This window comes from Mesorhizobium helmanticense, from assembly GCF_003034915.1.
Classification (GTDB): domain Bacteria; phylum Pseudomonadota; class Alphaproteobacteria; order Rhizobiales; family Rhizobiaceae; genus Mesorhizobium; species Mesorhizobium helmanticense.
In genome coordinates, this window is the sequence record NZ_PZJX01000064.1 from 31,524 (window position 1) to 57,720 (window position 26,197).

Sequence of the window (26,197 nt, forward strand, 5' to 3'; positions counted from 1 at the left end):
GCGTCTGTCGCGGAAGTGCCTGGCCGCGATGGACGCGCGCCTGGGCTGGTCTTCCGCGCAGACCAGAAAATGCTCTTCGGAGCCAACGCAAACATCAACCACTTTCCTTTAGGCTGCTACATTCTTGAATTCTTTCTATGCATCGTGCCGTAACATCGGTAAAATCGTCTGTTTCGATGAAACGCATCCACGCCATGGATGGCTAGTGACATGGGTTCCAGAGCGTTGGCTGTGAACCCTCTCGCTGTGCTCGACGCACCGCTAACCCCAGCGGAACCTCACGGTGACAGCACGCAGCATCGACCTAAGTGAGCCGGCAATGAGCGCGGGCCGCGGCCACGAAGCTTCGACTGGGCCAGGTTCTGCATGGGAGCGCCACGAAGAAAGAGGCGATGCGTCGAGCTGTAAGCGAGCCTGAGCTCGCTTTCGAAGCGCTATGCCATCAACCCCAAGACGGTCGCGAAGTGGAGGAGCGGAGTTCGACCGCCGATCTGCCCACCGGCCCCAGGGAGCCGAGATCGAAGGTTCTGTCTGCCGTAAAAGAGGACCGTTGTTGTGGCCTTCCGCCGCAACACACTGCTGCCGCTGGACGGTTGCCTCTACGGCCTTGCAGCCGACGATCCCGCATCTGACGCGCTCTTCATTGCACCGATGTCTGCAGCGCAAGCATCGGCTTCTTCCACATTGATATTGCGGAGATCCCAACCGAACAGGGCAAGCTAAACATCAAGGCCTTTGTACCGCGCACCGCCTGTCGCGAACCTTCGCGCCCCTCTGGCCCGCCGGCACCAAAGGAGACCGTCGCGGCGCCGTTGTTGCTAGATCACATTCAATTCCCTAAACGCCCGCCCTTCGGCGACACGGATGTACCCAAACGCGGAGCAATCGACCGTGCGGTAGCCGCCATGCACGAGAAGCTCGGCCAGCGCCTTGCCGACCGCCGGGGCCTGCTGCAGACCGTGGCCTGAAAATCCGTTGGCGAAGAGGAAATTTTTCACCTTGGGGTGCGGCCCGATCACCGCGTTCTGGTCGAGCGTGTTGTAATCGTAGTGCCCGGCCCAGGCGCGGGTAGGCTTGATGGCCTCGAAGGCCGGAATGCGGGTCGCCAGCACCGGCCAAATCACCTCTTCGAACAGCGGCCAGTCGACCTCGAGATCCTGGGGATCGGCCGAGCCGTCGCCCTCTTCCGGCTCGGCGCCGCCGGTGAGATAGACCGAGCCTTCCGGCCTGACATAGATGCCGGAGGGATCGACCAGCAGCGGCATGTCGGCATATTTTTCGCGCGCCTCGAAGACGAAGACATTGCGCTTGCGCGGCTCGACCGGCAGCGCCAGCCCGGCGAGAGCGGCGACCTTGCCGGCATTCGGCCCGGCGGCATTGAGGACGGTGCCGGCTTCGATCGTCTCGCCATTGTCGAGCCTGACGCCGGTGACACGGTGGCCCTGCCGCTCGATGCCGATGACCGAGGCGGTCACAAAGTCCACGTTCTTGCCGCGCAGCGCCTTGCGGAACAGCGTCAGCATCGCATGCGCGTCGAACCAGCCTTCGCCGGTCCGACCATAGGCGCCGGCAGAAATGCCTTCGGTCGACAGCCAGGCGAAGCGCTGCGTCAACTGCTCGGCATCCTCGAGCACGATGTCGGCGCCCTCGGCGATCTGCGCCTCGTGATTGGCCTTGAGGATCGGTAGCCCGGCTTCTCCGGCGAGGATCAGATAGCCGCTCTCGCGGAACCCGATATCGGCATCCGTGCCGAATTCTTCCTTCAGCCGCCGGAACAGCTTCAGCGCGAATTGCGACAGGCGGATGTTTTCAGGAATCGAAAACTGCTGGCGGATCGAGGCCATGGACAGCGTCGTTGCCGCATGCGCGAATTGCGGATCGCGCTCGATCAGCGCGATGGAGCCGGAAAACCCTTCTTCGCGCAGATAATAGGCAATGGAGGACCCGACGATGGCTCCACCGATGATGACGATGTCGTAGCGCATTTTTTTGTCGCCTTTCCGGTAACCGCCCGTGTCGATCATACAGCCGTCAGCATGATGTCGAAGCGCGTGCCGCGGCGGGCGCGGGCCTAGCGAGTTGAAAAGGCTTGCCGCATGCGCTTGATCCAGCGGCGCTCACGCAGCTGCCGGTCCTGCCTCACGCAGCAAGTCGTCGGCTCTGTCCGTCCTCTCCCAGGTGAACTCAGGCTCTTCACGGCCGAAGTGTCCGTATGTCGCCGTCTTGCGGTATATCGGGCGTAAGAGATCAAGCATCTTGATGATGCCTTTCGGTCGGAGATCGAAAACATGCGAATCCAAACATGAGGCCCTGATCCCGCCCTTGCTCGAGATCCTGCCATCGTCCTTCATCAACGCCCTGGCTGATGTCGGGCGACCGCCCGGTGAGAGCCAGAACGACGGCGCAATTTCGACCATCAAAGCCGATGGCATCGTCGTAGCCAATATCGAGTATCGTATCGCGGGCGACTTGGGTGTAATCGATGTGCGCATGGCTGGTACCCTCGTCCTGCTGGCTTTGTCATTTCGCGCTCTTCGCAAATGCTGTTTGGCGGCGGAACATAAAACGACACCAGATTTCTGCCGCCACTGATCTCGAAAGTTGTGATGAGCGTACCATTGACAGCGATTTGCGCTCGCAACGATTCCATGAATTTCTTTGAAGGATCTGTTGCAACGCTAAACAACAACGTAACGAGATTGGCGGGGGCCTGGTAAGACGGCAAGCTGGAACTGGTTGGCCAAGAGGGAGGCGATCGGCGCACCTTTCCCCAGGCGACGTGCTAACTTGCATCGTGCACCTCATCCGCCATTTGCTAAATGTTTAGTCCCGGCATTTGCTGGAGCGGATTGAAAGTGAACGCTCGGGCTGGGAAGCCCATGCCTTCCAGATGAACTCGCGGGGCGTGAGGCCCTTGAGGGTCTTCAGCTTGCGGCCGAAATTGTCGGCCGCAACGAAGTCGGCAAGATGCCGACGCAGTTGGTCGCGATCGTCGTAGTGGAAGCGCTTGACGGTTGCGTCTTGATGGTCCGGTTCATTCTCTCGACTCTTCTCGCCGGCCTGTCGCCGTCGACATCTGGCAATCGGCCGATGCTTGCCTGCAGACAGCGGTGGGAGCGCGTCAGACGCGGGACGTCGGCTGCAACGCGTAGAGGCAATCGTCGAGCGGCAGCAGCCTTGTTGCGGCGGAAGGCCACAACAACGGTTTTCCTCGACAGAACTGTCGACTCCCTGGAGCCGGTGGACAGATCGGCGGTCGAATTCCGCTTCTCCACTTCGCGACCGTCTTGGGGTTGATGCCATAGCGCTCCGAAAGCGACCTCAGGCTCGCTTCACCTAGCCCATAGTGCATCCTTTGAGTCGGACGAGAATGGCGAAATTTCTTTTCCGCGACATGCAAGCAAGAAGGCTTCAGCCAATGGCGGTTTTTCGATAATCGGCCGTGTCTATCCCATGTCGTTTCAGCTTGTCGTAGAAGGTCTTGCGGGGAACTCCCAGGACTTCGATCGTGCGCCTCACGTCGCCGCCGCATTCCTGCAAGGCATCGCGGATGACAGTCGCCTCATAAAGGCTGACCTTCTCGGACAAGGGGAGGCTTGATACCGCTTGTTCCTTTCGACCTGATGCAATGGGCGTGCCTAGCCTTTCAAGTCCCAATGCAACGCGATCGGCGAAATGCACGAGTTCACGGACATTGCCGGGCCAATTGTGGCTCACGAGGCGATCGCGCACGCCAGCGCTTATGTCCGGAACTGGCCTGCTGAAGCGTTTGGAGGCGCGTTCCAGGAAATGCCCAAAGAGCATCGGGATGTCTTCGCGCCTTTCGCGAAGCGGCGGGATGCGGAGCGTCACCACATTCAGCCGGAAATAAAGGTCTTCCCGGAAATCTCCGCGGGCGGCCGGATCGCCGAGATCGGCCTTGGTAGCCGACACGACACGAAGGTCGATGCTGCGGGTTTCGTTCGTGCCAAGCGGCGTGATCTGCCGGGTCTCAAGCACCCTCAGAAGCTTCACCTGGAGTGCTGGCGGCATCGACTCGATTTCGTCGAGGAAGAGCGTCCCTCCGTTCGAATGCTCGATGCGACCGGTCCTGCGCCTCTGCGCGCCAGTAAAGGCGCCTGCCTCGTGCCCGAAAAGTTCGCTATCGATGACGCTTTCGGGCAGCGCTCCACAATTCAGGGCAACGAAGGGCTTCGTGCGTCGTCTGCTCCAGCGGTGAAGCAGATCCGCGACCACCTCCTTGCCCGTGCCCGTCTCGCCTTCCACAAGGACATCCACATCGGTATCGGCGATCTGGCGGAGAGTTTCGCGCAATCGAATCATGGTCGGTGCCTCCCCGATCAGCGGGATATCGCCCGCAGATCGGACAACCGCATCTCTAAGACGTCTGTTTTCCAGGACCAGGCGCCGTTTTTCCGAAGCGCGATGCAGCGTCACGAGAAGCCGGTCGTTCGCATATGGCTTCGAGATGAAATCGTAGGCGCCATCCTTGATGGCGGCAACGGCCAGCTCGACGTCGGCATGCCCGGTGATCAGGACAACCGGAATTTCCGGGTCGATCGCCTTCACTCGCTCGAAGAGCTGAAGTCCGTTCAGCCCGGGCATACGGATGTCACTCACGACAGGGCCATCGAAGTTCCCGTCGATTCTGGCGAGTGCGGCCTCGGCCGAACCGAACACGCTCGGTGAGAACGAGGCAAGCTTCAGCATCTGCGTGGCTGCGCGAAGCACATCCTCGTCATCGTCGATAAAAATGACCGGTCCTGATTCAGCACTCATGCCGCTCGCCTCAGCTCGACCGTGAAGGAAGTCCCTCTCCCGTGGCCGGCATCATCATGCCGCAACGAGCCGCCGAGCTCACGTGCGATCTCTTGCGAAATGACCAGGCCAAGACCGAGACCCTTTTCCTTGTTAGTAACGAACGGCATGAAGAGGCTCCTGCGAATGTCGGGGGCAAGGCCGGGGCCGTTGTCCCGAAGGGAAATAGCGACCATTTCCCCGTTTTCGGCGAGCGCTATCTCGACGCGGGGCTCCGGTTGATCCTTCAGAGCGTCAAGCGCGTTCTGGAGAAGGTTGACGAGTATCTGCTCCAGTCGCATGCGGCTTGCCATGACAATTGGAGACGGATCGATCCGCTTCCGTTCAATCGTCACCCCGGAATCGCGAATTCGGCCTGAAAGAAGCGACAGAGCGCCGTCGATCGCGTCGTCCGCCAGTATCGGTCCCATCGATCCGCTGGCGCGGCGGGAAAAGGACCTTAGCGTTTCAGTGATCGTGCCGATCCTGCCGGTCATGGCGACGATCGAGGTCAGATTCTCGGCGGTGTCTTGCGACCGGCCGATCCCTAGAAGACGCGCGGCATTTTCAGCATAGGTGCGGATTGCGGCGACCGGCTGGTTGATCTCGTGGGCGACCCCGGCCGTTATCTGTCCCAGGATTGACAAGCGGTTCGCCTGGGCGAGTTCGTCGCGCAGGCGGCGCACTCTTGCCACAGCGTTCTCTCGCTCGGCGATCTCACCGGCGAGCGCTTCGTTCGAGCGCTGGAGCTCCGCGGTGCGCAGTTCGACGCGATGCTCCAGTTCCGCATTCAGCAACACAAGCACTTCTTGCCGCTGCCGGGCCGCCCGCCGCCGTCGAACAATGATGAAAGCGACGAATCCAACGAGAACGAGGGCCAGCAGCGTTGTCACGCGGGCTGTCATGACCGCCGAGGAGATCTCGGTGTCGGCGGGGATGAGCAACGACATGCGCCAGCCCGGAACTGCTTTGCCGAGATCCTGCGAAACCGCAACGAAACCGGCTGATCGACTCTCAGGAGTTGCGGTGACCAGGTTGTCGCCGCGGCGGGAAAGCGGCACCGGCTCGAAAGTCGCGCCCGGTAGCTGCAGACGATCGCGAGCGGTTTGCTTCTCCTTTGCGGAAAGCGGTGAGAGAGCGCCAAAACGCCATTGGGGCACGCTCGTGGCAAGAACCACGCCTCGCTCATCGGTCGTGAAGACCACGAAGCCGCTCTCCAGCCAGCGCGACTCGACGCGATCGAGCTCCATCTTCACCACAACCACACCGAGCGGCCCCTCCGGCCCATCGACCCGGCTCGACAGATAGAGCCCCGGCCGTGCGCTAACCGTGCCGAGCGCATATTGCATAGCCGCGCCATCCGCGATCGCCTCGGTGAAGTAGTGGCGAAAGCGGTAATCGCTGCCGACGAAACTGGTCGGCTCGCCGGCGTTGCTCGCAGCAACCGCTACGCCCTCAGGATTTATGATGTAGAGTATAGAAGAGCCGGCGTCGCGCGCGATGGCGCGAAGCTTCTCATCAAGCGCGGCTTCGTTGGCAGTGCTCGGACTGCGAAGCATCTCCTGAACGGCACCGTCGCGTGCCAGAACCAGCGGAATCATTCGCTGCTTCTCGATCTCTCCTTTCAAACTGTCGGCCGCAAGCGGGAACGCGGCAAGAGCACGGTCGCGTAGGGCATACTCTGCTCTGGTGCCGGCGATGCGTCCCGTTGCAAAGACGACGAAACAGAGCGCCGCACCAAGAATTGCAAGCAAAACCACAAGCCAGAGAGATCGACCGCCGGATCTACCAGGGAAGACCAATGGCGCGCGCTGGAAGGCGCCCATGTCTTCTTCTTCTGCCATCGCATTCTTCAAACCGATCATTGACGAACCATAGTGCGGGATTCCGCCAGAAGGGAAGGCGATCCGTGCGGAAAACCGCACAATCTTGCTGCGCGATTTGTTGAAGAGACCTGAGGCTCCGGCGATTTCCGCGCTCTCTTGGCTTGGCACGGCTATTGCGGTCAACAACGCAGCAGCGTTCGACCGGGGCGCCGCGATGGGAGAAGCCGCGGGGAGGAACAGCCCGCCCCAAACCGGTCAGGGAGAGAAAACTTACATGTTGACCCCACTGGCTCCAAGCGTAAAGCGCGCACCCCGCAAGACCCTTTTTGGCAAGCCTTACGTGCAGGTGCTTGTCGCAATCCTCCTCGGAGTTGCGGTTGGCCATTTTTATCCGCAAATCGGAGAAAACCTGAAGCCGCTCGGCGATGCCTTCATCAAGCTCGTCAAGATGATCATCGCGCCCGTTATCTTTCTGACCGTGTCGACTGGCATTGCCGGCATGAGCGATCTTCAGAAGGTCGGCCGTGTTGCCGGCAAGGCGATGCTCTATTTCATCACCTTCTCGACGCTCGCGCTTATCGTCGGCCTCATCGTCGGCAATATCGTTCAGCCTGGCGCCGGCCTCAACATCGATCTGACCTCGCTCGACGTGCAAGCCGTCAATGGCTATGCCTCAAAGGCCCATGAGCAGTCCGTGACCGGCTTCCTGATGAACATGATCCCGACCACGATTGTCGGCGCCTTTGTGGAAGGCGACATTCTACAGGTGTTGTTCTTCTCCGTCCTCTTCGGCATCGCGCTGGCGATGGTCGGAGAATCGGGCAAATCGGTTCTTTCCTTCCTTCAGGACCTCACTGCACCCGTTTTCAAATTGGTCGGCATCCTGATGAAAGTTGCGCCGATCGGCGCTTTCGGAGCAATGGCCTTCACGATTGGCAAATATGGCATCGGTTCGGTAGCCAACCTTGCGATGCTGGTCGGGACCTTCTATCTCACGGCCTTCCTCTTCGTATTCGGGGTTCTCGGTGCAGTCTGTCGTTACAATGGCTTCTCGATCTTTTCTCTTATCCGCTACATAAAGGAAGAGCTGCTGCTGGTCCTCGGAACGTCCTCCTCCGAGGCTGCGCTGCCCTCTCTCATGGAGAAAATGGAAAAGGCCGGCGCCAAGCGCTCGGTCGTGGGCCTGGTTATCCCGACCGGATATTCCTTCAATCTGGATGGCACCAATATCTACATGACCCTCGCGGCCCTTTTCATCGCGCAGGCGACGAATACGGATTTGTCAGTTGGCGATCAGGTCCTGCTGCTGCTCGTCGCGATGCTTTCCTCCAAGGGTGCAGCAGGTGTCACAGGTGCCGGCTTCGTCACGTTGGCCGCTACGCTCTCCGTAGTGCCGGCAGTTCCCGTTGCTGGAATGGCGCTGATCCTTGGCGTCGATCGCTTCATGTCGGAATGCAGGGCACTGACGAATTTGGTCGGTAACGCGGTGGCATCGCTCGTCGTCGCCCGCTGGGAAGGCGAACTGGATCAGGCGCAATTGAAAGCTGCATTCTGCGGCCACCAGCCTGCCGAGACATCAACTGGCCAGGCACTGACAACGCCCGCGCCGAGCAACTCGGCAGCATCGCTGCCGGTTGAATCGCCTGGCTGGTCCCAAACGCCGGACGATCGGGCCGCGGGTTCCAAACAAACTCTCGCGGGCCGATGAAATCAAGAATCCCGAAATGCAGTGGGTGCAAAATCATCTGTGCCTTGCGAAGGTCTTGCACCGGTCACGACACACAAGCCATCGATGATGCGCTTAATGCCTCCGAAGTTTGCGACGGTTCGTGGAACCGGGCGCGGAGCTCGATCGGAGCCGTCGGCACGGCTGAACAATTCGCCCACGCTCTACGTTTCGGCTTCTACCTCGCACCACGCCACGACAAGAATTCGGTAGCGAACAGGATCAATGCAGGAATGACAGATTTTACTGAATCGACCTTTGCCGGATTTCTTCTTGATGTCGTTTAATCAGACTCGAACAATGGCGAAGCGACCCATAATTGCTGATATCGCCCGGGAAGCCGGGGTTAGTGTTGCCACCGTTGACCGAGTTCTGAATGCCCGTCATCCGGTGCGGAAGGAGACTGCGCAGCGGGTCTTAGCGGCGGCACAGGCCATCGGATATCACGCCGCAGGTCTTATCAAGCAGCGCCTGCAGCCGGACCTGCCGCAATATCGGCTTGGCTTCATCTTGAGAAAACCGACTCACCACTTCTACCAGGGCTTCGCGCGTGAGGTCGAAGCGGCGGTCAACGCGGCGAAGTGCTTCCATGGCACTTCGCTCATCGAATTCGCGCCGTCGCACCTGCCGTGCGACCTTGTTCCACTGCTCAAGGAATTCGGCGCGCGCTGTCACGCGATCGCCATGGTGGCGCCGGACCATCCGGCTATCACGGCAGCCGTCCAAGAACTCAAGGCAAAAGGCATCCCCGTTTTCTCGCTGCTTTCCGATTTCGCCGAAGGTGTTCGTGAGGGTTATATCGGCCTCGACAACCGCAAGGTCGGGCGGACGACAGCGTGGATGCTTTCAAAGGTCGCAAGACGGCCGGGCAAGGTGGCGGTTTTTGTCGGCAGCCACCGTTTTCAGGGGCAGGAGCTGCGGGAGGTCGGCTTTCGCTCCTATTTCCGTGAGAATGCACCGGCATTCGAGCTGCTCGATCCGCTCGTGAACCTTGAGGCACGGCAGATCACCTACGAGGCCACGCTGGATCTCATGCAACGGGAACCCGAACTCACCGGCTTCTATGTGGCCGGCGGAGGTATGGAGGGAGCGATCTCCGCGCTCCGTGAAGAAGGCGAAAGCCGGGGTCTCGTCGCGATCGTTAACGAGATCACGCCGGAGTCACGGGCTGCACTCGCAAATGGCATGATCACGATGTCGGTCGCCACGCCCCAGCGCCTGCTTTGCCAGGAACTGATGACGCTGATGGCCCAGGCCATCAAGGTCGGCACTTCGGAGACGCTTGGGCAGACTTTTCTGCCGTTTGAGATCTATCTGCCGGAAAACACCTGAAAAACTGATAAAATACTATCATGAGAGCCTAATTTCCTTTCATTCATGAAAGAAAAGCAGCGGGAGTTTGATTGACTCACCTGCCTCATTCCGGTCTCGTTTAACAACGAATGATTGCTGCGCGGCGGAAGCCAGTCAGCCAAGAACGACGACCCGCACTTCATGAAGAGAGAGGAAAGCCATGCGTCAAGCATCGCTCCGCTTTGCGATCGACCGCATGACGCCGCCCCATCTTGCCAGGGCCGCACTTGCTCGCGGCCCGGGCCTGACTGGCATCGACATTAGCTATCATCTCGATGGCAATTTCATTGCGCGCGAAAAGCCGGCTGCAGACGCCCGTCTTGCTGACGGATCAATCGTCACGACTATCTTCATCAACGCCTTTTCGTGTTTCAATGAATCCCCGCGTGCAAGGGCGAGGCGAGCAAACTCGTCGATTGTGCAGCGGCCTGCGGAGCGAAGACGCCGACGAATGCGATTCGCCAAGGACATCCACGCGCGCACTTGCCTCGGGCAGCGATTTCATGGCGCGAGATGGATGATCACATGCACGATACTCGCAACTCCGAGCAAAGTGCCAGGCAGATCTCGTCACGCCGCATATCGCTTCCAAAAATGAAAAGCCCTAATTCAAAGTCCGAGATGAATAACGTGGTCCCTATTGTGCCGTTGCACGAGAGGGCGCCGGACATCTTTGAAACGTCGACAGCGCTCACCGCTCCCTCTGGGCTGGAAGCCACGTTGGCCAACGTCGTCGACCTCCTGCCATCGTTGGTGCAGGTGCGGCACGGCATCATCTCGCTCTGCGACGGTGCCGGCATACCGGACATGACCGTCGGCGCCGGCTGGAGCGAAGGCAGCGATGAGCGCTACCGCAAGCATCTGCCACGGGCGGCGATCGACCAGATCATAACGACGGGCATGGCGCTCGTCGCCGAGAACATAGCGTTGGATCCGGCTTTCAACGCCGCCGACAAGGAGGTGCTCGGGGCGTCCGACAACATGAAAGTGTCGTTCATCGGCGTACCCATTCGCGTCGATGCGAACGTCGTGGGCACGCTGACCATCGACCGCATCCTGGACAACAAATCAGGCTCCCTCCTCGATTACGACCTGCGCCTCCTTACCACAATCGCTAATCTGGTTGGACAGACAGTGAAGCTGCATCGCCTGTTCGCGTCCGACCGCGAGCGACTGATGGCCGAAAAAATCCGGATGCAAAAGCAATTCGGCGAACTCAAGCAGTCTGGGCATGAGGGCAAAAGGGCTCATGTCAAGGGGATCATTGGCGACAGCCCGGCGCTGCGCGGGCTGCTTGAGAAGGTCGCGTTAGTAGCCAGGTCCAACAGCACCGTTTTGCTGCGCGGGGAATCGGGGACCGGCAAGGAGCTGGTCGCCAAGGCCGTTCACGAGATGTCGGGACGCGCCAAGCGGCCGTTCATCAAGCTCAATTGCGCAGCGCTCCCTGAGACAGTCCTGGAATCCGAACTGTTCGGTCACGAAAAGGGTGCCTTTACCAGTGCATTCAACTCGCGCAAGGGGCGCTTTGAGCTCGCCGACAAGGGAACGTTGTTTCTGGACGAGATCGGTGAGATTTCGGCCTCGTTCCAGGCAAAGCTGCTGCGCGTGCTGCAGGAGCAGGAGTTCGAGCGCGTCGGCAGCAACCAGACGATTAAGGTCGACGTTCGCGTGATTGCCGCCACGAACAGGAACCTGGAAGACGCGGTTGCAAGGAACGAGTTTCGCGCCGACCTTTATTATCGCATCAGCGTTGTTCCCTTGCTGGTGCCGCCATTGCGCGAAAGGCGCGGTGATATTCCGCTCCTTGCCGCTGAGTTTCTCAAGAATTTCAACAGCGAGAACGGCCGTACGATGGTCTTCGATGCGAGTGCGACTGAAGTGCTGATGAACTGTGCTTTTCCCGGAAATGTCCGCGAGCTTGAAAATTGCGTGCAGCGGACAGCGACCCTGGCAGCGGGAGCGTCAATCGGCAGAAACGACTTTGACTGCTGCCACGGCCGATGCCTTTCCGCGATGCTATGGAAGCACGCATCGAAGGAGACTGCGCCGAAATCGGAGCCGATCGCACCATCGCCATTGAACCCGGCCATGCATTCGTCTGGTGATTTTGCTTCGGCCGCCTTTGCGGCCCCGCCCGTTGACAGCGAGCAGGCACTGCCAGCGCCTGTTCGGGTAGCCCTCGTAAGCGACGCGCAGATGACCGATCGCGAGCGTCTCATCGCGGCCATGGAAAGATCCGGCTGGGTTCAGGCAAAGGCAGCGCGCCTGCTTAGACTGACGCCGCGCCAGATTGGCTACGCGCTGAGGAAATACGGTATCGAGATCAAGAATCTCTGAACCGGATGTCGACCTTCAGTATGTCGGGCCGCGACATAGCGAGCGAGGCGAATAGTTGGGACAAATCAAGCGTGCGTTGGTTCGGCTCGGACCTCCGTCGGTGAGGCGGTGCAGCCCTCCTCTCGGCGCCGGCCCGTAATTCGAGATATTCAACGTCTCTGTAGCCGGTGGCAAGGATCGCGTCGCCTCGGCGAATACAGCTTCGCATGGCTGCCAACCTCTCGGCCGCTCCAAGAGAATTTCGCTTTGGCGCCGCCATGCGCTGTGCTGTGCGGCCGACAGCCTGACAGTTGCGCGACGACATCACCAAGCCATCGGCTTCGCGCCTTGTCTGAAAGGCGATGATCCCGATCGGTATGTCGAGGTCGCGGGCAAGCCGGGGCACTTGCAACTGCTGAAAATCCTTCTCGCCGAAGAAGGCGGACGGCGCCGTCTGGAGAAAGAGCTTCGTCACCAATCTCCCCCACGCCGTCGAAATGGCTTGGGCTGCGCCGCACAGGCCGCCCGCTCACCCCTCTCACCGAGATCGCGGTGGCAACCACTCCAGATACATCTCTCTTGCATCCGGCGCGTAAAGCATCTGGCGCCGAGCGGCGCCAGCTGGCGGCGTCCTCATGCTCCGTGCGTAGGTGGGCGGCAAGATCACCCGGTCGGCGCGCTGATGTGCGGCGCGCACCAAGCTGAGATGGCCTTCATGCAAGGGCGCCTTGGTTGACACGACCGCGACCTTCATGCCCTGCCTGCGCCATGCCGCCACGGATTTGCGCGACTCGGTGGCGGTCCGGACGATCGGTGTACTCATGTCGCTTCTCCTCCGGTGATGGCTTTCAGTTCATCGCCGAAGACATGTTCGGCCGCCGGAAACCGGCGCTCCTTCACGTCGCACGCGTAGGCCTCGATCGCTGCCGAAGCGGCCTCTCCCAGTTCGACATAGCGCTTGACGAATTTCGGGCGGAAGTCGCCGAACAGGCCAAGCATGTCGTCGACGACCAGGATCTGCCCGTCGCAGGCCGCCGAGGCGCCGATGCCGATCGTCGGGATTGGGATTTCCTCGGTGATGCGGCGGGCGAGCGGTTCGGGCACTTTTTCCAGCACGACGGAAAAGGCGCCAGCCTCGCTGACCGCAAGAGCATCGCGCCAAATGCGGTCGGCATCCTCGCCCCTGCCCTGCACGCGATATCCGCCAAACACGTTGACCGCCTGCGGCGTCAGGCCGACATGCGCCATGACCGGGATTCCGCGCGCTGTGAGGAAGCGGATCGTCTCGGCGATCGTCGCGCCGCCCTCGAGCTTGACCGCAGCGCATCCGGTCTCCGCCATAAGGCGCGCGGAATTGCGGAAGGCCTGCTCTAGGCTTTCCTCGTACGAGCCGAACGGCATGTCGACGACCAGGAGCGCCCGCTCCATTCCCCGCCGAACCGCCTTGGCGTGCATGATCATCATATCGAGCGTGACACTGAGCGTGGAGGGAAGGCCGTGGAGAACCATGCCGACGCTGTCGCCGACAAGAACGATGTCGCAGTGGCCGTCAACCAACCTTGCGACCGGCGTGGTGTAGGCCGTCAGGCAGACCAGCGGCGTGCTGCCCTTTCGCGCACGGATGTTCGGCGGCGTGATCGCCTTGACGACACCAACGGCGCTCAATCCACGTCTCTCCTCACCCAGCGTCACCCACGGCCAGTGTCGCGTTTGGCATATTTTTGTCGAGGTGCGAAGAGGTAAAATCGCCAGAGCGCGTGGTGTTGACGCGACGAGTGGTATGATAAAGAACAGAACTAAATCGGTTTAGACAGGCGGAGCTCTGCCAAGTAGGTCAGGAACTATGGATCAGGCAAAGGGACCAAGGAAAGGCAGAGTCATAGGCAAGACCAACGACGTCAACGCGGACCTCATCGCAGTCGTCGTTGCCGTGAACGACGCTGGACCTTGTGTTCTAACCATCGAAGAGGGGGCCGCCCTTCCCTCGGGCCCGTTTGAGCTCGCTCATCGTTCGCTCCAATCGGGCCTCCGAGCATGGGTGGAACTGCAGACCGGTCAGCCTCTCGGTTATATCGAGCAGCTCTACACCTTCGCCGATCGCGATCGGATCGGCGCCAACGAGCGCGTGATCTCGATCAGCTATCTCGCACTCACCCGCGAAGAAGATGCGGGCGCCTCGGGCAGGCGCAGCTGGGCCAGCTGGTACGACTATTTCCCCTGGGAGGATCATCGCTCCGGCAGGCCCCCGATGCTGGAAGAATTGTGGCCGCGCCTTATCGAATGGGCGGACGGCGCGGATGACGCCGCGACGCGCTTCGATCGCCGGCGGCGAGCGGCGGTCGCCTTTGGCTTGGACGACCGGGCATGGAACGAAGAGCTCACGCTGCAGCGCTACGAGCTGCTGTATGAAGCCGCCCTGGTGGAGGAAGCAAAACGCGGCGGAGATTCGGCCATCCTCGCTCCGGTGCCGGGCAGATCGATGAGCGCCGATCATCGCCGCATTCTGGCAACGGCTATTGCGCGGCTGCGCTCCAAGATCAAATACCGGCCTGTTGTGTTCGAACTGATGCCGCCGCTCTTCACGCTCTTACAGCTACAACGAACCGTGGAGGCGCTCTCCGGCAGGCTTATCAACAAGCCGAACTTTCGACGGCTCATAGAGCAGCAGGAGCTGGTTGAGAAGACCGGGGCGACGACCGCCGAGACCGGCGGCCGGCCGGCGCAGCTCTACCGCTTCCACCATGCCATTCTAGACGAGAGGCCTGTGGCCGGCACAAAATTGCCGCTCGCACGGGCTTGACACCACTTATAGTCACAACGATTATATAGGCCTTATAATCGCGTTGACTATAACTGGAGGCTCGATGAGCGCCGTCCTGCCTTCGAGCGCCTCACTATACGACCGCGTTCGGCGAGTGATCCCACCGATCGAGTGGCCGCTCTTCGTCGAGGACATCGACGCGATCCTGGAACTGAAGCGACAGCGCAACGCGGTCATCCTGGCGCACAACTACCAGACGCCGGAGATTTTTCACTGCGTGGCTGACATCGTCGGCGACAGCCTGGCGCTGGCCCGCAAGGCAATGACGGTCGATGCCGAAATCATCGTGCTCGCGGGCGTGCATTTTATGGCTGAGACCGCCAAGCTGCTCAACCCGGACAAGACCGTGCTCATCCCGGATCTCGGTGCCGGCTGCTCGCTGGCCGAGTCGATCACCGCCGAAGACGTGCGCCTGATGCGGCAGCGTTATCCGAGCGTTCCAGTGGTGACCTACGTCAACACCTCCGCCGCGGTGAAGGCTGAATCCGACATCTGCTGCACCTCGGGCAACGCGCTTGCAGTCGTTCAATCGCTCGGCGCGCCGCGCGTGATCATGCTGCCCGACGAATATCTGGCAAAGAACATCGCGGCGCAAACCAAAGTCGAGATCATCGCCTGGAAAGGGCGCTGCGAGGTGCATGAACGCTTCACGGCGGCCGACATCCGCGAGCTGCGTGAGGCCCATCCCGGCATCAGCGTACTTGCCCATCCCGAATGTCCGCCTGAAGTGGTCGCGGAAGCCGACTTCGCCGGCTCGACGGCGGCGATGTCCGACTATGTCGCGCGGCATAGGCCGGCGCGTGTGGTGCTGGTGACGGAATGTTCCATGAGCGACAACGTCGCGGTCGAGCATCCGGAAGTAGATTTCGTGCGCCCATGCAATCTGTGCCCGCATATGAAGCGCATCACGCTCGCCAACATCCGGACCGCGCTCGAGGAGAACCGCCACGTCGTCACGATCGATCCTCATGTCGCTGAACGGGCCCGCTGGGCTGTGGAACGCATGCTCTTTGTATGACGGCGGACATCCATCACATTGGCGGAGCGCCGGTCATCATCGGCGCTGGTATCGCCGGGCTCATGACGGCGCTACACTTGGCGCCGCAACCAGTCGTCCTTCTGTCAAGGACCTCGCTCGGAACCGAAGCCTCGAGCATCCTAGCCCAGGGCGGGCTCGCAGCGAGTCTGGGGGAGGACGACAGCCCCGACTTGCACCTCGCCGATACGCTTGCTGCCGGCGATGGGCTTTGCGACGAACAAATGGCCAGGAGGGTGGTAGAGACCGTACCTCAAGCCGTCGAGAACCTTATTCGTCTTGGTGCTCCTTTCGACCGGTCGCTAGACGGGAGGCTACGGCTGGGCCTGGAAGCGGCGCATTCGCGTCGCCGCATCGTGCACGCCGCCGGCGACGCAACTGGCCGCGAGTTGTTTCGGGCGCTACTCGGCGTGGCGCGGCGAACCCGTTCGATCACGATCATGGAAGGCATGACAGCGCTTCGCTTGGTTGTCGCAGAGGGCAGCATTGTTGGCTTGCTGACTGTCCTGCATGGCGCCGTGTTCGCATTGCCCACACGCCGCGTGGTGCTGGCGACCGGTGGTATAGGCGGCCTGTTTTGCGATACAACCAATCCGCTCTCCTCATTCGGGCACGGCCTGGCGCTGGCAGCCTGTGCTGGAGCGGAACTAGCCGATCTCGAATTCGTGCAATTCCACCCGACGGCCCTCGACATTGCGCGCCGGCCAATGCCGCTTGTCAGCGAAGCAGTGCGTGGCGAAGGCGCGGTGCTGATCGATGAGCACGGCCATCGCTTCCTGGCAGACACGCCCGGGGCAGAACTCGCATCGCGCGATGTGGTTGCGCGGGCGATCTCCGATCAGCTCGCCGCCGGGCATGGCGTCTATCTCGATGCCCGACATTGTCTCGGGCAGAAATTCGCAAGACGCTTTCCGGCAATCGACGCTATTTGCAAGCATGCCGGCATCGATCCGGCGGTGGAACCCATTCCCGTACGGCCCGCTGCTCACTATCACATGGGCGGCGTGGCCGTTGACGCCGAGGGGCGAACTTCCGTTAGCGGCCTGTGGGCCTGTGGCGAAGTCGCATGCACAGGACTGCATGGCGCCAACCGGCTTGCCAGCAACTCGCTGACCGAAGCGGTTGCAACCGCCGCCTGGGTGGCTGAAAGCGTCGCGGGTACCTCTGCGGGTTGGCAGTGGCCTAGGCTTCCGGCAACTGTTCCCATCCGGCCCGACCCTTCACCTATTCGCCCGATTGTGTCCAATGCGCTTGGCATTGTTCGGAATGGGAAATCATTGTGCGACACGGTCGCGACACTGCTGCCGATCTCTGTTTGCGAGACGGCCGCGGCCGGTCCGGCCCTGGTGGCATTGTTGATGGCGATCGCCGCCCTTCGGCGCGAGGAGAGCCGCGGCTCCCACTTTCGATCCGATTTCCCCGGGCGCGATGCCGCCGCCCTCCCCTCACGATTGACGCTCTGCACAGCTTTTGAGAATGCCGTCACGCTCAGATGGCAAGCATCCGAACGGAGCCGTTGACATGACTTCACTTGCACCACTTCCCCAGATCATCATGGAGCCCATCGTGCGTTCTGCCCTGCTTGAAGACCTGGGCAGAGCCGGCGACATCACGAGCGATGCGATCATCCCCGCCGATTGCAAAGCGACGCTGGCGTTGAATGCCCGGCAGGCAGGCGTTGTTGCCGGGCTCGACTTGGTCATGTTTGCCTTCCTGCTGGTCGATCCCGGGATCAGCATCCAGCTGCGGTGTCCTGAGGGCGGAAAGGTTTCGGCCGGCCAGACCATCGCGATCGTAAACGGGCCGGCGCGCAGCCTGCTGACGGCGGAGCGGACTGCGCTCAATTTCTTATGCAAACTCAGCGGCATCGCGACGGCAACGGCTACGCTCGTAAACGCGGTGAGGGGCCATAACGCAAAAATCGTGTGCACACGCAAAACGACGCCCGGCCTGCGTGTCCTGGAAAAGTATGCGGTACGAGCGGGCGGCGGTGCCAATCACCGCTTCGCGCTCGACGACGCCGTGCTGATCAAGGACAACCACATCGCCATTGCCGGCGATATCCGCACCGCAATCGAGCGGGCGCGCAGCGCCATCGGTCACATGGTCAAGATCGAGGTCGAGGTCGACAGGCTGGACCAGTTGGAAATGGCGCTGGCAGCGGGTGTCGACGCCGTGCTCCTCGACAACATGTCGGTCGAGGACCTTACGCAGGCTGTGGCTATGGTCGGTGGCCGCGCGATCACCGAGGCTTCGGGCCGGGTGACGCGGGCGAGCGCCCCGGCAATTGCGGCGACAGGCGTCGACCTCATATCGGTCGGCTGGCTTACCCACAGCGCGCCCATCCTCGACATTGGTCTCGACATGCCGGCCGACCGAAATTGCAACAGGCATCTGAACTGATGGAGAGGACATGAACCGGGATCGCAGGAACTCCTTTGGTCGCAGGCTAACCTGCGTCAGCACGTCCCCGGTTCCACCAACAGCCGACGCAAGCCTTCTCGGCGCCAGGCGACACGCTTCAACAACGGAGGCGGGAGGGACGGACCAGCAAGGCACAGAAAGCCGCGTCGCAGCCCTTGGCGTCATCATCTGCCGACTCGACGAGATGCGCCAGTTGGCGGCCTCTCACGGGCTGGAACTTCTGAGTTATCTGCTGGACGTCGCCTTCACCGAATCCTGCGACGCGATCAGAAAGGAGCATTCCTGTGCTCAGAGTAAAATAACGGAAACCGTAATCCCCACGGATGACGTGAGTTGAGCCTGCGGGCAGCAGTTGGAGAGTCCGCTCAAGAGCGCCACCAGTCGCGTTTCGAGACTTCCCGCTGGCATGCGCCTTGTCTTCAGCATCCACTGCAACGCTCCAGGTCAAGGACGGCAGATTATGGAGAACAAGACCTTATGAACGAACTCTGCCCAGACCTGACCTCGGATCCAATCGGTTGGGCGCTTCCCCCTTGGACGCGAGCGGAAGCCCAAGCGCTCCACGACGCGCCATTCAACGACCTTTTGTTTCAGGCGCAGACCGTTCACCGGCAGAATTTCGATCCCAACAAGGTCCAGCTGAGCCGGCTTCTCAGCATCAAGACCGGCGGATGCCCGGAGGATTGCGGCTATTGCAGCCAATCGGCACATCACGAAAGCGGGTTGAAGGCGTCAAAGCTGATGGAGGTCCGGCGCGTCATCGCCGAGGCGACCAAGGCACGCGATGCCGGCGCCACCCGCTATTGCATGGGCGCGGCCTGGCGAAACCCGAAGGCGCGCGACATGGACGCGGTGGTGGCGATGGTCGAGGGTGTCAAGGCACTCGGCATGGAGACCTGCATGACGCTCGGCATGCTCGATCTTGAGCAGGCCGCTCGTCTGAAACAGGCCGGTCTCGACTACTACAACCACAACATCGACACCTCCGAGCGCTATTACTCAGAGATCATATCGACCCGGACATTTGCCGACCGGCTGGACACGCTGGCCAATGTCCGCGACAGCGGCATCAAGGTCTGCTGCGGCGGCATCGTCGGCATGGGCGAAGAACCGGTGGACCGGATCGACATGCTGGTGACGCTGGCCAATCTGCCGGAGCACCCGGAAAGCGTGCCGATCAACATGCTCATCCCGATCGAGGGCACCCCGCTTGCCGAGGCTAAACCCATCGAGCCGATCGAATTCGTGCGCGTCATCGCGCTGGCGCGCATCATGATGCCGAAATCGCATGTCCGACTCTCCGCCGGCCGCACCGCCATGACCGATGAAATGCAGGCGCTGTGCTTTTTTGCCGGCGCCAACTCGATCTTCGTCGGCGACACACTGCTGACGGCGGACAATCCCGGCGAAGACAAGGATACTCTGCTGTTCCAGCGTCTCGGCATCGAGCCGATGGAAATCGGCACGCAATGAACGAGGCACTTCTTGCCCGGTATGACGCGTCCTTGCGCGGACTGGCGCGCAAGGACCGGCTGCGCACAATTGCACCGCGCGCCGGGCTCGACTTCTCGTCGAACGACTATCTCGGGCTTGCCGCCTCCAAAAGACTTGGCGAAGCGGTGGCGGCGGCGATTGCGCGGGGGACGCCGGTCGGCGCGACCGGATCGCGGTTGTTAAGGGGCAACTCACCGGAGCACGAGGCCCTGGAGGCAGACGCCGCGGCGTTCTTCGGCGCCGAACGCGCGCTGTTCTTCGGCAGCGGCTATATCGCCAACTTCGCTCTGCTGACGACGCTGCCGCAAAAGGGCGACCTCTTGATCCTCGACGAGCTTGCTCATGCCAGCATGCATGAGGGGGCCCGCGCTGGCCGCGCCGAGTTCAAGCTCGCCGCGCATAACGACATCGATGCTGTCGAGGATGCGATCACCCGCTGGCGCGCCGAAGGCGGCATGGGCCGCATCTGGATCGCGGTCGAAAGCCTCTACAGCATGGATGGCGACCGCGCCCCGATGGCGCGCCTTATCGCGCTTGCCGATCGGCACGAGGCATTCCTCGTCGTAGACGAGGCGCATGCCACCGGCATCTGGGGACCGGACGGCCGCGGGCTGGCCGCCGCTTTCGAGGGCCGCGACAACATTGTCGCACTTCACACATGCGGCAAGGCGCTCGGCGCGTCCGGCGCACTCGTCACCGGGCCGGGAACGCTATGCGACTATCTCGTCAACCGCTGCCGGCCATTCATCTACGCCACCGCGCCGTCGCCTCTGGTGGCGGTGGCAGTGCGCGAAGCGCTGGCCATGCTATCCGACGAGCCCCAACGCCGTGTCCAGCTGCAGGAGTGCGTAGCCTTCGCGGGCCGCCAATTGGCCGAGCGCTGCGGCGTGAAGCCCAGCGGCTCGCAGATCCAGCCCTTTGTCATCGGCGACAACAGGCGCACGATGGCGGTGGCGGCGGCGCTGCAGACGCGCGGCTTCGACATACGCGGCATTCGTCCGCCGACCGTACCCGAGGGCACATCGCGACTGCGCATTTCGCTGACGCTCAACGTCGACGAAGCCGACATTTCCGCCATGGTCGAGGCGCTCGTCGAGGTGCTGGCCTCGACATGACCAAGCGCATCGTCATCACCGGAACAGATACCGGAATCGGCAAGACGGTGTTTTCGGCGGGATTGGCCGGCTTCCTCAACGGCTTCTACTGGAAGCCGGTGCAGTCGGGCCTCGACGGCGAGACCGACAGCGAGGTTGTTGCGCGGCTTGCCGGCCTTCCGCCGGGGCGCGTGCTGCCGGAAGTGTATCGCCTGAAGGAGCCGCTGTCGCCGCATCGTTCGGCCGAACTCGATGGCGTCGCGATAGACGTGGCAAGGCTCTCGCTTCCGGACTTGCCGGGTCCGATCGTCATCGAAGGTGCCGGGGGACTGATGGTGCCGCTCAACCGGCGGACCAAGTTCATCGACATATTCGCTCAGTGGCGGGTGCCGGTCATCCTGTGCGCCCGTACCAAGCTCGGCACCATCAATCACACCTTGTTGTCGATCGAGGCCCTGCGGGTTCGCTCGATCCCGCTCGTCGGCATCGCCTTCATCGGCGATGAAGTGGCCGATACGCAAAGGACAATCGTGGAATTCAGCGGCATACGCCAGCTTGGCAGGCTGCCGCTGCTCGATCCGCTGACGAGTGAGACGCTGAGGGAAGCGATGGTTGCCGGCTTCGACCTCGCAGCGATCGCAGGAGGCGAGTGATGTCGCAGTCTCAAGTCTGGCATCCGTTCACCCAGCACGCGCTCGAGCCGGCTATCCCTGAAATCGTCAGGACGGAAAGCGCCTATCTCTACAAGGCTGACGGCACACGTATCCTGGACGCCATTTCGTCCTGGTGGGTCGTCACGCATGGCCACCGCCATCCCCGCATCATCAGGGCCATCGAGACGACCGCGTCGAGCCTCGACCAGATCATCTTCGCGGGCTTCACCCACGAGCCAGCCGAACGCTTGGCCAGGGCGCTTGTCGGGCTCGCTCCCACCGGTCTCGACTGGGTGTTTTATTCCGACAGCGGCTCGACCTCAGTCGAAGTCGCGCTGAAGATGGCGCTCGGCTATTTCCGCAACATCGGCGCGCCGCGCTCGCGCATCGTCGTCATGGAGCACAGCTATCATGGCGACACCATCGGCACGATGAGCGTCGGCGCCCGAGGCGTGTTCAACGCCGCCTACGAGCCCTTGCTGTTCGAGGTCGACACAATCCCCTTCCCGGCCTCCGGGCGCGAGCAGGAAACGCTGGATCGTTTCGAGGCCGTCAGCCGTGACCGGCGCGTGGCCGCGCTGATCGTCGAGCCGCTCGTGCTTGGCGCCGGCGGCATGCTGATGTATCCGGCCTCGGTTCTCACCGAATTGAAGAAGATCGCAGAAACCTCCGGCACTCTGCTGATCGCCGACGAGGTGATGACCGGCTGGGGGCGCACCGGGACCATGTTCGCCTGCGAGCAGGCGTCCATATCTCCTGATATCATGTGCACCTCGAAGGGCTTGACCGGCGGTGCCATCCCGCTGGCCGCCACACTTGCCACCGATGCCATCTTCCAGGCCCATTATTCCGAGGACCGCACGAAGACGTTCTTCCACTCGAGTTCCTACACCGCCAATCCGATTGCCTGCGCGGCAGCACTTGCCAATGTCGAGATCTGGCGCGACGAGCCGGTGGCCGAACGGATCGCGACCTTGAGCGCGAAGCAGGCCGCCGGGCTGCAACGCTTCCGGGACAATCCATATTTCACCGACTGCCGGGCGACCGGCACGATCGCGGCACTCGATCTGCGCACCGGCTCAGCCGGCTATCTGGCCGAGATCGGGCCGAAGCTCCGCGCCTTCTTCCTCGAGCGCGGCCTGCTAGTGCGCCCGCTCGGCAATGTCCTCTATCTTCTGCCGCCCTATTGCATCATCGGCGAGGAATTGGACGGGCTCCATGACGCCATCGAGGAGGCCGGCGAACGCTTCGGCACAAAGCCATGAGCCGATCGTCGCGCGTCCTCGGGTTTGGTCATCATGCGCCGTCGCGCAAGGTCGAGAACCCGGAAATCGAAAACCGTCTCGGGCTAGAACCCGGCTGGATCGAGCGGCGCACCGGGATACGCTCGCGCTTCTGGGCAACGGACCAAGACACGCTGTCTGGTCTTGCCACGCAGGCTGGCGACATGGCGCTGGCGAACGCCGGTATTGACCGCAGCGACATAGGGCTGCTGTTGCTTGCCACCTCGACGCCCGACCACCTTCTGCCGCCCAGTGCACCCTTGGTCGCGCACAAGCTCGGCCTTGGCCGCGCAGGCGCGGTCGATCTAACCGGCGCCTGCGCCGGCTTCATCTATGCGCTGATGTTCGCGGACGGGTTCACCCGCCTGCACGGCAAACCAGCGCTGGTCATCGCCGCCAACATCCTCAGCCGCCGCATCAATCCAGACGAGCGCGCGAGCTCAGTCCTTTTCGCCGATGCCGCCGGCGCCCTGGTGATTGGTGCGTGCGAGAACCCTGATCTAGGTATTCTCGGCGCTTCGGTGGATTCGGACGGCTCGCGCTACGGGCTGATCCAGATCCCGGCCGGCGGAAGCAGCATCCCATTCCATGACGATCTGGATCTCGGGCAAACTCGGATGACGATGACCGACGGACGCGAAGTGTTCGCCAAAGCTGTTGAGATGATGACCGATTGCTCTACAAGCGCGCTTGCCGTTGCCGGAGTGCGACCACAGGACATCGATCGGTTTGTGCCGCACCAGGCCAATGCCCGCATTTTCGATGCGGTCGGGCAAAACCTCGGCATCGCCGATGAAGCGATCGTCAAGACGATCGCCGAGTATGGCAACTCTTCCGCCGCGACGATCCCGCTCTCGCTGTCGCTCGCCCATCGGGCGGCGCCGTTCCGGCCGGGGGAGAAGGTTCTTCTGGCGGCCGCGGGTGCGGGTCTTAGCGGCGGTGCGATCGTCGTTGGAATTTAGCCGCGCGAACCGAACTGCCAAGACTGACCTTGAACGATGAATACAGGGACAACGACCAATGCGAAAACTAGTCGCCGGCAAGCTGCACGGCATCCACGTCACCGAAGCGAACCTCAACTACCATGGTTCGATAACGCTCGACCCCGACCACTGCGAGGCAGCCGGGATCCTGCCGATGGAATTCGTGGAGATATGGAACAAGAATTCCGGTGCGCGGACTTCGACCTATGTCATCCTCGGCGAGCGCGGTTCACGGTGCTGCATCCTCAACGGAGCGGCGGCTCGCACCTGTCAGCCCGACGACCCAATTATCGTCTGCAACTCCATCTACCTGGACGAAGCGCATATCACCTCGCTGAAGCCGCGCATCGTCACGTTCGACCAGGATAACTACATACTCGACCGCCTGAGCTACTCCGTCGATCTTGACACAGACGGCCGTTACAGTTTCTCGATCCTTGATGAGGCGAATGAAGCTTTGGCAATTCCAGCCTTGGTTTCCGGGGCGTGAGCCGCGCTCCGCAGATGTGCGAGCCTCGGCACTGAAGAGCGTCTGGTCTAAGACTCGACGAAGTTGCTGAAAAAGGCCGATGCCCACTGCGCCTTGGGCACCGTGGGCCTTCGTGGGATGGCGCAATGTCTCGCAGCTGCTGATCCGCGAACAGCGGTTTGCATGTCTGACCCTTGTCTCAGGTTACTTGCGGTGGCGGCTTGCAAATTCTTTCTGCTTTCTCAAGCGCCGCGGCTGGGTCCTTGACGACCTGGCTTTTCATGATCTTTGCCGCCGTGTCGATCAAGCAGGCCACCGTCTTCCGCATCGGCAGCGGTGCCAACCATCATCGCGAATATGGCTAGCCGAACGGCCGCAAGCAGCATTGAGGTGGGCCTTCGGCAAAGTGTTTCCCGCCGGCGCCAAGGCTCGCCAGCCATCCGACGCCTGATCGCGTTACATATCAGGTTCGTCGATCGGTGGCTTGGCAGCAAGACCGAGCCTGGCTCGTTGGCCATCGGCGTAATTTTCGGCGGGAAACTGTGTCTTGAACCGAAGAACTGTCAGTTTGCCGTCCTCGACAATATGAACAACCCATCCCCCACTACAACGCTTGACCCGCACGTCATTAGGTTCGCCAGCACATTGCTGCCCCTCATTTTCGTTGCCCTTGGGCTGCGACTGGAAGTCGTTCCCGCACATCGGAAAACATAGGACCTTACGTAACGTCAAGCCCCGATTTTGGGATAGCCGATGCCTTGTCGATTTCAGGGTGACGGCGATTCTGGTCCGCAACGTCCGTGAGTGCTCAAATCGATTTAGATGCGCAGATTTTGCATGTTAATTCAGCCTTGTTATCCACAACTAACGTGAATGGGAACGCGTATTCAGTCCGAGTACCTCTGCAAAAAATCTGCCGTTCTGGTGAGGGGAGCGGGCGATCAGGGCGTGTGAGGTGCTGACGTCAAACGCGAGATTCCGGAAGATTGATAAAATCGTTTGTTTCGATGAGATGCATCCACCCTGTGGATAGAAATACAGTCCCATGAACGGGCAAGCCTCTGGTGCGGGAGATGATGCTAAAGGAGACATCCCGCATGGCCACTCCACGCAAAAGCTCGGCACGTCTCGGCGCTACCAAATGCTCAGCCCCTCACCTCGCTCTCTACGGTGCGACGAAGCGCGCTGGCAGATCGCGGAAGGCACAATGGTTACCGATCCGCAGGGTGGATTCATCCTGTGGGTCGAGCCTCCGAACACCATCGATTGGCTCGACTCTTTCAGGGCTGCATCGTCCGGAAAATCGTGATCGCCCACCCTCTTGTCTTGACTAGCCCCAGCCTAGGGCTTATCTCGTCGCATTGTTAGCGCTCGCCCTTGGTGAGTGCTAACCGCAGGCCGGCATAGCCGAGCTTTGTAAGTTATCCGGCGTCGCCGGACGCTTTTCTCACCGTTCTCATCGAGGAAGAAAAAATGGCAAAGTCGAAGTTCCGCCCGCTTCATGACCGCGTGGTCGTTCGCCGGGTCGAATCCGAATCCAAGACCGCCGGCGGGATCATCATCCCGGATACGGCCAAGGAAAAGCCGCAGGAAGGCGAGATCATCGCTGTCGGCTCCGGCGCTCGTGACGAAGCCGGCAAGCTGGTCCCGCTGGACGTCAAGGCTGGCGACCGTATCCTGTTCGGCAAGTGGTCGGGCACCGAAGTCAAGCTCAATGGCGAAGACCTTCTGATCATGAAGGAAGCCGACATCATGGGCATCATCGGCTAACACGCCGCTGCCTTTCATCCGTACCATCCAATCTGAATTTCGGGCGAAATGCCCAGGAGTACAAAATGGCTGCCAAAGACGTAAAATTCTCCCGTGATGCCCGCGAGCGCATGCTGCGCGGTGTCAACATCCTTGCCGACGCGGTGAAGGTG

Annotated in this window: 22 protein-coding genes and 2 pseudogenes; 16 read left to right on the forward strand and 8 right to left on the reverse strand. The window is 61.4% G+C overall.

Going from position 1 to position 26,197, the window contains the following annotated elements; all coding sequences use genetic code 11:
- Positions 1-350 precede the first annotated feature (350 nt).
- Positions 351-752 (forward strand): annotated as a pseudogene (locus C9427_RS31145) (transposase family protein); the annotation flags it as partial.
- A gap of 66 nt (positions 753-818) precedes the next feature.
- Here C9427_RS31145 and C9427_RS31150 read toward each other — a convergent pair.
- Both C9427_RS31150 and C9427_RS35480 read right to left on the reverse strand, forming a co-directional pair.
- Positions 819-1,985: an NAD(P)/FAD-dependent oxidoreductase gene (locus C9427_RS31150; protein ID WP_107652872.1), complete on the reverse strand. Its 1,167-nt coding sequence runs from the start codon at positions 1,983-1,985 to the stop codon at positions 819-821.
- Positions 1,986-2,117: 132 nt separating this feature from the next.
- Entirely contained in the window at positions 2,118-2,432 is a 315-nt protein-coding gene (locus tag C9427_RS35480; RefSeq protein WP_425351694.1) for a methionine adenosyltransferase domain-containing protein, read from the reverse strand.
- Here C9427_RS35480 and C9427_RS35030 point away from each other — a divergent pair.
- Positions 2,323-2,592 carry a hypothetical protein gene (locus tag C9427_RS35030; RefSeq protein ID WP_245437237.1) on the forward strand — a complete coding sequence of 90 codons (270 nt, stop codon included), beginning with the start codon at positions 2,323-2,325 and terminating at the stop codon, positions 2,590-2,592. The genes C9427_RS35480 and C9427_RS35030 overlap by 110 nt on opposite strands.
- A gap of 223 nt (positions 2,593-2,815) precedes the next feature.
- Here C9427_RS35030 and C9427_RS31160 read toward each other — a convergent pair.
- The 3 genes and pseudogenes from C9427_RS31160 to C9427_RS31170 form a co-directional block, all read right to left on the reverse strand.
- Positions 2,816-3,352 (reverse strand): annotated as a pseudogene (locus C9427_RS31160) (transposase family protein).
- A 59-nt stretch (positions 3,353-3,411) separates the two neighbouring features.
- Entirely contained in the window at positions 3,412-4,779 is a 1,368-nt protein-coding gene (locus tag C9427_RS31165) for a sigma-54-dependent transcriptional regulator (RefSeq protein WP_006333917.1), read from the reverse strand.
- Complete coding sequence (locus tag C9427_RS31170) at positions 4,776-6,662, reverse strand: sensor histidine kinase (RefSeq protein WP_245437238.1); 1,887 nt, start codon at positions 6,660-6,662, stop codon at positions 4,776-4,778. Before C9427_RS31170 ends, C9427_RS31165 begins: the two co-directional genes overlap by 4 nt.
- 235 nt (positions 6,663-6,897) lie before the next feature.
- On the opposite strand from C9427_RS31170, the gene C9427_RS31175 reads away from it, so the two are divergent.
- The 3 genes from C9427_RS31175 (at position 6,898) to nifA (ending at position 12,039) form a co-directional block, all read left to right on the forward strand.
- Positions 6,898-8,331 carry a dicarboxylate/amino acid:cation symporter gene (locus C9427_RS31175; protein ID WP_107652850.1) on the forward strand — a complete coding sequence of 478 codons (1,434 nt, stop codon included), beginning with the start codon at positions 6,898-6,900 and terminating at the stop codon, positions 8,329-8,331.
- Positions 8,332-8,649: 318 nt separating this feature from the next.
- Complete coding sequence (locus C9427_RS31185) at positions 8,650-9,681, forward strand: LacI family DNA-binding transcriptional regulator (RefSeq protein ID WP_107652852.1); 1,032 nt, start codon at positions 8,650-8,652, stop codon at positions 9,679-9,681.
- Between the two features lie 642 nt (positions 9,682-10,323).
- The gene (gene nifA, locus C9427_RS31190) at positions 10,324-12,039 is read left to right on the forward strand and encodes a nif-specific transcriptional activator NifA (protein WP_208636445.1); all 1,716 of its coding nucleotides are present in this window, start codon (positions 10,324-10,326) and stop codon (positions 12,037-12,039) included.
- Here the strand turns inward: nifA and C9427_RS31195 are convergent.
- The 3 genes from C9427_RS31195 to panB all read right to left on the reverse strand — a co-directional run bounded on the left by C9427_RS31195 (position 12,026) and on the right by panB (position 13,683).
- Positions 12,026-12,493: a pantoate--beta-alanine ligase gene (locus C9427_RS31195; protein ID WP_167434557.1), complete on the reverse strand. Its 468-nt coding sequence runs from the start codon at positions 12,491-12,493 to the stop codon at positions 12,026-12,028. The genes nifA and C9427_RS31195 overlap by 14 nt on opposite strands.
- Before the next feature lie 63 nt (positions 12,494-12,556).
- Positions 12,557-12,841 carry a pantoate--beta-alanine ligase gene (locus C9427_RS31200; RefSeq protein ID WP_107652855.1) on the reverse strand — a complete coding sequence of 95 codons (285 nt, stop codon included), beginning with the start codon at positions 12,839-12,841 and terminating at the stop codon, positions 12,557-12,559.
- Positions 12,838-13,683: a 3-methyl-2-oxobutanoate hydroxymethyltransferase gene (gene panB, locus C9427_RS31205; protein WP_107652856.1), complete on the reverse strand. Its 846-nt coding sequence runs from the start codon at positions 13,681-13,683 to the stop codon at positions 12,838-12,840. Before panB ends, C9427_RS31200 begins: the two co-directional genes overlap by 4 nt.
- Positions 13,684-13,861: 178 nt before the next feature.
- Here panB and C9427_RS31210 point away from each other — a divergent pair, with 178 nt between their 5' ends.
- The 11 genes from C9427_RS31210 (at position 13,862) to groES (ending at position 26,045) form a co-directional block, all read left to right on the forward strand.
- A complete protein-coding gene (locus C9427_RS31210; protein WP_107652857.1) occupies positions 13,862-14,818 on the forward strand; it encodes an NUDIX hydrolase in 957 nt (318 codons plus the stop codon).
- Positions 14,819-14,882: 64 nt separating this feature from the next.
- Positions 14,883-15,857, forward strand: a complete 975-nt coding sequence (gene nadA, locus C9427_RS31215; RefSeq protein WP_107652858.1) for a quinolinate synthase NadA — start codon at positions 14,883-14,885, stop codon at positions 15,855-15,857.
- A complete protein-coding gene (locus C9427_RS31220) occupies positions 15,854-17,395 on the forward strand; it encodes an L-aspartate oxidase (RefSeq protein WP_107652859.1) in 1,542 nt (513 codons plus the stop codon). Before nadA ends, C9427_RS31220 begins: the two co-directional genes overlap by 4 nt.
- Position 17,396: 1 nt before the next feature.
- On the forward strand, positions 17,397-18,278 hold the full coding sequence (gene nadC / locus C9427_RS31225; protein WP_107652860.1) for a carboxylating nicotinate-nucleotide diphosphorylase: 882 nt from the start codon (positions 17,397-17,399) through the stop codon (positions 18,276-18,278).
- A gap of 498 nt (positions 18,279-18,776) precedes the next feature.
- Positions 18,777-19,772 carry a biotin synthase BioB gene (bioB, locus tag C9427_RS31235; protein ID WP_107652862.1) on the forward strand — a complete coding sequence of 332 codons (996 nt, stop codon included), beginning with the start codon at positions 18,777-18,779 and terminating at the stop codon, positions 19,770-19,772.
- Positions 19,769-20,908 (forward strand): 8-amino-7-oxononanoate synthase, encoded by a 1,140-nt coding sequence (locus C9427_RS31240; protein WP_107652863.1) that lies wholly within the window; start codon positions 19,769-19,771, stop codon positions 20,906-20,908. The genes bioB and C9427_RS31240 overlap by 4 nt, the downstream gene beginning before the upstream one ends.
- The gene (gene bioD, locus C9427_RS31245) at positions 20,905-21,540 is read left to right on the forward strand and encodes a dethiobiotin synthase (RefSeq protein ID WP_107652864.1); all 636 of its coding nucleotides are present in this window, start codon (positions 20,905-20,907) and stop codon (positions 21,538-21,540) included. The genes C9427_RS31240 and bioD overlap by 4 nt, the downstream gene beginning before the upstream one ends.
- Positions 21,540-22,805 carry an adenosylmethionine--8-amino-7-oxononanoate transaminase gene (locus C9427_RS31250; RefSeq protein ID WP_107652865.1) on the forward strand — a complete coding sequence of 422 codons (1,266 nt, stop codon included), beginning with the start codon at positions 21,540-21,542 and terminating at the stop codon, positions 22,803-22,805. The genes bioD and C9427_RS31250 overlap by 1 nt, the downstream gene beginning before the upstream one ends.
- Entirely contained in the window at positions 22,802-23,785 is a 984-nt protein-coding gene (locus tag C9427_RS31255; RefSeq protein WP_107652866.1) for a beta-ketoacyl-ACP synthase III, read from the forward strand. The genes C9427_RS31250 and C9427_RS31255 overlap by 4 nt, the downstream gene beginning before the upstream one ends.
- A 58-nt stretch (positions 23,786-23,843) precedes the next feature.
- Complete coding sequence (panD, locus tag C9427_RS31260) at positions 23,844-24,296, forward strand: aspartate 1-decarboxylase (protein ID WP_107652867.1); 453 nt, start codon at positions 23,844-23,846, stop codon at positions 24,294-24,296.
- A gap of 1,452 nt (positions 24,297-25,748) precedes the next feature.
- Complete coding sequence (groES, locus tag C9427_RS31270; protein WP_006333965.1) at positions 25,749-26,045, forward strand: co-chaperone GroES; 297 nt, start codon at positions 25,749-25,751, stop codon at positions 26,043-26,045.
- Positions 26,046-26,197 lie beyond the last annotated feature (152 nt).